At 31.8% G+C, this 6,386-nt stretch carries 4 protein-coding genes; 1 reads left to right on the top strand and 3 read right to left on the bottom strand.

What is annotated here, in order from left to right:
* Window positions 1–86 precede the first annotated feature (86 nt).
* Window positions 87–257 carry a bacteriocin gene (locus tag FLACOL7796_RS16870; RefSeq protein WP_173971903.1) on the top strand — a complete coding sequence of 57 codons (171 nt, stop codon included), beginning with the start codon at window positions 87–89 and terminating at the stop codon, window positions 255–257.
* A 148-nt stretch (window positions 258–405) separates the two neighbouring features.
* On the opposite strand, the gene ypfJ is transcribed toward FLACOL7796_RS16870, so the two are convergent.
* The 3 genes from ypfJ to FLACOL7796_RS16855 all read right to left on the bottom strand — a co-directional run bounded on the left by ypfJ (window position 406) and on the right by FLACOL7796_RS16855 (window position 6,283).
* On the bottom strand, window positions 406–1,257 hold the full coding sequence (gene ypfJ, locus FLACOL7796_RS16865; protein WP_173971902.1) for a KPN_02809 family neutral zinc metallopeptidase: 852 nt from the start codon (window positions 1,255–1,257) through the stop codon (window positions 406–408).
* A gap of 92 nt (window positions 1,258–1,349) precedes the next feature.
* Window positions 1,350–5,399, bottom strand: a complete 4,050-nt coding sequence (locus FLACOL7796_RS16860; protein ID WP_173971901.1) for a PAS domain S-box protein — start codon at window positions 5,397–5,399, stop codon at window positions 1,350–1,352.
* 92 nt (window positions 5,400–5,491) lie between these two features.
* Complete coding sequence (locus FLACOL7796_RS16855) at window positions 5,492–6,283, bottom strand: DUF2189 domain-containing protein (RefSeq protein ID WP_173971900.1); 792 nt, start codon at window positions 6,281–6,283, stop codon at window positions 5,492–5,494.
* Between the last annotated feature and the right edge of the window lie 103 nt (window positions 6,284–6,386).

Raw genomic sequence — 6,386 nt, 5'->3', positions numbered from 1 at the left:
ATTTAAAACTAATTCTTATATTTGAAATTATAAGCCATCTGATGAAGATGCTCTTTTAAAATTATTATTAATATAAAAATTAACCAATGAAAAAAACAATCAAAAAAATGGATTTGAGTTCATTAAAGACTCTTTCTAAGGAAGAAATGAAAACTGTTGAAGGAGGTTACAAAACTGCAGGAGGAAGAAAAAGCAGTAATGTAATTGATCTAAGAGGGTTTCCTAGAATAGAAAATTTGTACGAGGCTTTAACATAAAAAAATCTAATAATTTTAAAATGCTTTTGTGTTAACAAAAGCATTTTTTTGTTTGATACTCTGAAAAAAAATCTCTTTATTTTTTTTATAGAAAAAAGCATGACGTTTAAGTCATGCTCATTTGGTTATTATAGTTTGGTTTATTGAATTATCGTATTTCGTCGAAGGTATTTCCCTGATTAATATCTCCGGTTTTATAACCTTTCTTGAACCAGTACATTCTTTGTTCGGATGTTCCGTGTGTAAAGGAATCCGGAACAACATGTCCTTGCATTTTACTTTGTATGGCATCATCACCTACTGCGTTAGCTGCGCTTAAAGCTTCTTCAATATCTCCGGCTTCAAGATATTGCTGGTTGTCATGCGCCCAAACTCCGGCATAAAAATCAGCTTGTAATTCTAAAGCGACTGATAGTTTATTAGCTTCGGCTTCGCTTTTTCCTTGTTGCTCCTGACGCATTTTCGCTGAGGTTCCTAATAAGGTTTGAATATGATGTCCTATTTCATGAGCGATAACATAAGCAATGGCAAAATCACCACCTTCAGCTCCAAATTTAGTTTTTAATTCTTCGAAAAAAGCCAAATCCATATAGACTTTTCGATCTCCCGGACAATAAAAAGGTCCAGATGCTGATGATGCACCACCGCAAGCTGTATTTACAGCACCTTTAAATAGCACTAATTTAGGTTTTTCGTACGTCATGCCATGTTGGGCAAAAATTTTAGTCCACGTGTCTTCATTATATCCTAGCATAACTCTGACAAATTTTCCCATTTGTTTGTCCTCTTCGCTTAACGGGGCTGCTGCTTCAGTTTGCGTTTGCTGCCCACCTTGCATTTGCTCTAATACATTTCCTATGGTTTGACCGTTTTCACCGCCAAAAACATTTAGTAACAAAATAATAATACCAATTACACCACCGCCAAGGGCAACTTTTCCGCCAGAAACTCCTCTACGGTCTTCTACGTTATCACTTTGTCTTCCGCCTAGCCACTTCATATTATATTGTATTTTAGTTTATTGAGTTTTATGTTGTACGAATTTATAGATTTTTTAGGAATTATTGTTAAAATGAAACAATTTAGTTGCAACTATTTTAACCATTTTGATAAGGCTTCTTCTACAGTGCCCTTAATAATTGGTTTAGAGATATAATCATCCATTCCTGCAGATAAACATTTGTTTCTTTCGTCTTTTTCTGCGCCTGCTGTAACCGCAATTATCGGGATATCTTTCCCCGTATTTGTATTTCTAATGGCTTTTGTGGTTTCATAACCATTCATAACCGGCATCTGAATATCCATAAAAATAAGATCAGGATTAATGCTTTCAAATTGATTTACCGCTTCGTAACCATTTTCGCATTCATAAATATAAGCGGTGCTGTACAGGTTTTTAATAATCGTTTTGAGTAACAACATGTTTACTTTGTTGTCTTCTACAATCAAAAAGGTAATGTTTTTATGGTTTGTGTTATTATTAGCGCTTAATTGCAGATTGATTTTTTTAAGCTCGGCATTGTATTTTTCATTGATGCTCTGGTTGCTTGTTTTTAAATTCAAATCAAAATAAAAATTACTTCCAATATCAATCTTGCTTTCCAGTTGCAAGCGACTATCCATTAATGCCAATAACTGATTGGATATAGTTAAGCCCAATCCGGTTCCTCCAAATTTCCTTGTTGTAGAACTATCTTCTTGCGAAAAAGCTTTAAAGATTTTCTTCTGATTTTTCTCCAGAATTCCAATTCCTGTGTCGATAACCGAAAACCGAATAATACAATTGCCACTTTTATTTTTTTCTAAAACTGATACATTCAGTTTAATAGCGCCTTCATTGGTAAACTTAACGGCATTGGAAAGTAAATTGATCAGGATTTGTTTGATTCTCACAATATCTGTCCAGATATATTTAGGAACATCCGGATCTACATTCAATTCCAGTTTAAGATTTTTTTGATTTGATTCGTAAACAATCAAGTCAAAAACCTGCCCCAGTACTTTTTTAATATCATATAAATCGATAAAAAGCTCCAGTTTTCCGGCTTCAATTTTCGAGAAATCAAGAATGTCGTTTATAATCTCCAGCAAAGAATGCGCTGACTGATTGATGGTTGTCATGTATTTTTCCTGAATTTCTTCCAGATCCGTTTTCATCAATAAATGCGTAAAACCTATAATGCCGTTAAGTGGCGTTCTAATTTCGTGCGACATATTGGCTAAGAAATCAGATTTAGATTTATTTGCTGCTTCGGCTAGTTGTTTGGCTTTTATAGCATCTTCGGTTTCTTTTTTGTTGGTAATGTCAAAATAAATTCCACCAACAAATTCAATTTCATCTCCTTTTTTAATAACGTCTCCAAATTCTTCAATCCAGATATATTCACCGCTCTTTCGGCGAATTCTGTAGATATTATGCAAAGGCATTCCGTTTTGTAAATTATCAATCTGATTGCCGATAACTTCATCTTTATCATCAGGATGTATAAGCGATAAAAAAGATAAATTATTCTCGATAAATTCTGATTTAGAATAACCGGTTAAATTTAAAATCTCATCATTAAGGAAAATTTTGGTAGAGAAAGCATCAAATTTTGATAGATAAACCGTGCCGGGAATGTTGTTGGCAATCAACTTGAATTTTTCTTCACTTTCGAGAATTTTAGTTTCATTACGGTTTCGCTCCAATGCCGATGAAATGTTATTGGCCAAAACCTGAAAAATGTAAATTTCTTCTTCAGACCATTTTCTTTCATTCGTACAATCATCAAAACCAATAAAACCGGTAAAAACATCATTAATATACAAAGGCAAAATCAAAATAGATTTGATTTCGTTGGCAATTAATAGTTCTTTAAAAAAGGTATCACCAAGTTTACGCGTTACCTTATTTAAGATTTTTCGGTTTTTTGCTGCTTCGTAAATTTCCTGTAAATTATCTTCGGTAAGTTGTTGTAATTCGGTGATTTGATGCGCGATTCCTTTTCTTGACCATTTGTATTTCTGGCAGACACAATTAGTTTTAAAATCTCTTTCGTAATAATACATATGATCTACCTTGGCCGCTTTACCAATTATTTCATACGTTTCCTGAAACATTTCGTGAGTCGTTTTACTCAGCAAAAATTTCTCTGTACATAAAGAAAGCGCCGATAAAAGCTGACTTTTAAATTCTAATCTTCGCTCAGCTTCCAGACGTTTTTGAGACGAAATAGCCAGCGAAATTACATCCGAAATGGTTCTGGCATAATTAATATCTTCATTATCCCAGTCTCTTTTTTCCTGAGTACTTTCAAAACAAACCACACCGCCCAATTGTCCGCTCAAAAATATCGGAACATCAAGCATTGATTTTATATGGTTTTTTGTAAAATAAAGTTTTTGAAATTCTGATGTTTCTAATTTATTAAAAACATCGGGCGCATTAATAATGGCCTTGTTTTTTAAAGTTTCAAAATAAATAGGATAAGATTCTTTATCTAATATATTTTTGTCGTTTAAGTTTTGATTATCAACGCTAAATAGATTTTTGCATTTAATGAAATCTTTATCGTATTTCCAGAAACTGACCCTGTTTGTTTTTGTAACCGTGGCCGCTTCTTCTATGATGTAATCTATAACAGTATTTAGATTGTCGTATTTGCTAAAATCGGTAGTCGATAATTTTTTTGTAGAATGATTGTAAGCTTCAATTTTTTTAAGACGCTTCTTTTTTTCGTTTTCAATGTTTTTAATATCGGTAATATCCCGCGCTATACCAGCGTAACCAATGGTTTGGCCTAAATCATTTTTACGAATTATAATTTTTTGAGAGATCCATAAAGTTTTTCCGTTTTTCTTTAAAATCGGAATTTCTATAGAAGGAAAATTGTTTTCGTTGATATCTAGATTTTCATAAAAGTCAACCGCATTACGTTGGTAATTTTCATGAATAAAATTCGAATAATGTTGGGCAATAATCTCATTTTCTGAATAACCTAAAATCGAGAAACCAAAATCATTTACAAAAGTAAAATAACCATCACTATCGATTTCAAATATAATATCGGTTGCAGTTTGAATCAGGTTTTTGTATTGATCCTGTACATTTATTTGTTCCGTAACATCCTGACCAATGCTGATAATCAGATCTTCGGAGAATTTTTTGTCTTTCCATTGAATGTATTTGTACTCGCCGTTTTTACTTTTTAACTTCCGAATATAAAGCTTGTTTTCTTCCTGATTTAGATTTTTTATTTCTTCGATAAAATCTATTTCTTTGGTTAGTTTCCAAAACTTTAAACCCATTACTTCATCCGGCTGATAACCTAAAATGGAGATTATTGTTTCGCTGCAAAACAAGACCTCGTTTTTTTTGTTGGTAGCAATTGTTAGCGAATTTCCTTTATGTACAATTTCGTTTGTAAACCTGAAATTATCTGTATTGTTGACCAAAACAGCATATTTTACCTGGTTGATAATGAAAATGAGAATACAAAAATTGATTAAAATAATGGATGATTTTAAAGAAATCAGATGAAAAATAACGGTTATAATTAGAAAAGTAAAAACCAGACCAACAAAGAGCCAGTATATTTTTATGGGTTTTAAAATGTTGTAAGAAAAGAAAAATGAGATTAAAAAAACAATAACCGGAATAACATCTTTTGGTAGAGCGATAATATTATGCGCGACGTAGGCGATGTAAACAAAGAAAAAGAATATAAAAATAGGCTGAACCCGGTCCCGTAAAAACTTTACTCTATTGGTTATAAAATAGATTACCAATACTGTAAAACCAATAGATACATTGGTAATCAATAAACTTTTGGGTCTTATTTTAAAAAGTTCATTGATGATTTCGATTACGATAACAGCAATACCAAAAAATAAAATATAAAGTTGGTATTCTCTGTTGGCGGTTTCAGTTTCTAATTTTTTTTCTATGAAATAGCCAATGCTTGCTTTTATTTTAAAGAATTGATAAACCAAAACTCCGAGAAGCCCAAATAAGGCCAATCCTAAAAGAATAATTTTAGGATTGTGATAAAAAATAATCTCAGAAGTAAAAACGTACCAGTTTGCAATAATTGATTTTAGGGCATTACCAAATGTGGCAATTCCTGAAATCAACGAATTGAAAAAACTATAGTTCTCTACCATAGAATTTGAGGTATGTTTGGTTTTAGTAACTGGTTTTTTGAAAATTCTAAAGAGAGTAGGTTAAGCTCTTGTTGGTATAGAATTTTCTATTTTTATTCTAAATCCGATTGCCCAATTGAGTCAATTGGATCTTCTTTTTCATTTTTGAAAATTGCATAATATATAGCATATGTCATTGAATAACTAAGCGGAACAGTAAAAAGGATTCCGATAAAAAGTGCCATAAAACCAATAATTAGCGCGGCAACAATGGTAATCATTAATCCTAAAAGTACGATGGGTTGTTTTGAAATAAGAATACAACTTGATGTAATGGCATCGACAGCTTTTAAGTTTCCGAATACAATAAGCGGAATCGTTAAAAAGGTAAAAAATGAAATCATCAGCGAAACTACGATTCCTAATAAATTTAGGTTCTGAATTTCCAGAAATGTAGAAATAGAAACACTAAAGAGTGAAATGATCGCAGTGGCTAAAAATATTTGTAAAAAGTGACTTGATTTATAATAAGTAAAAATGGTAGAAACATTAAATTCCTGATCTCTGTCTGCGCAATACGCCATTTTTAAGAATCCGGCGCCAAAAGGACTTAGAATGGCCGAAAATAAGATTGTTCCGCCAATGTAATAAACCAGCTGAAGGCTTGATAAATGTGCAGGTTTAATCGAGAAAAAGGCAGGATTGTTTAATTTCTCGACACCAAATATTACGGCTAAAAGTACTGAACCTAAAATACCAAAAAGTATAGAAAAAACTAATAATATCAACCCAGCATAAAGTGCTATTTTTTTATAGTTTTCAAAAGCATTGTTAAAGACAGTTGAAAAATCTAAGGTATAACCATGATTCTTAATGTCTTTGATTTGATCAAGTGTGGATTTCATTTTTTGTAAAAGTAGAATTGTTTTATATTCTGGGGTTTAAGGTAAATATTGAGACGTAAATATAATATTTTTAATCAAATTCATATGAAAATCTCAAAAACAT

This window comes from Flavobacterium bizetiae, from assembly GCF_902804475.1.
Taxonomy (GTDB): Bacteria; Bacteroidota; Bacteroidia; order Flavobacteriales; family Flavobacteriaceae; genus Flavobacterium; species Flavobacterium bizetiae.
Note: the sequence above shows the minus strand (reverse complement) of the source record. Positions and strands in the feature narration are given on the sequence as shown.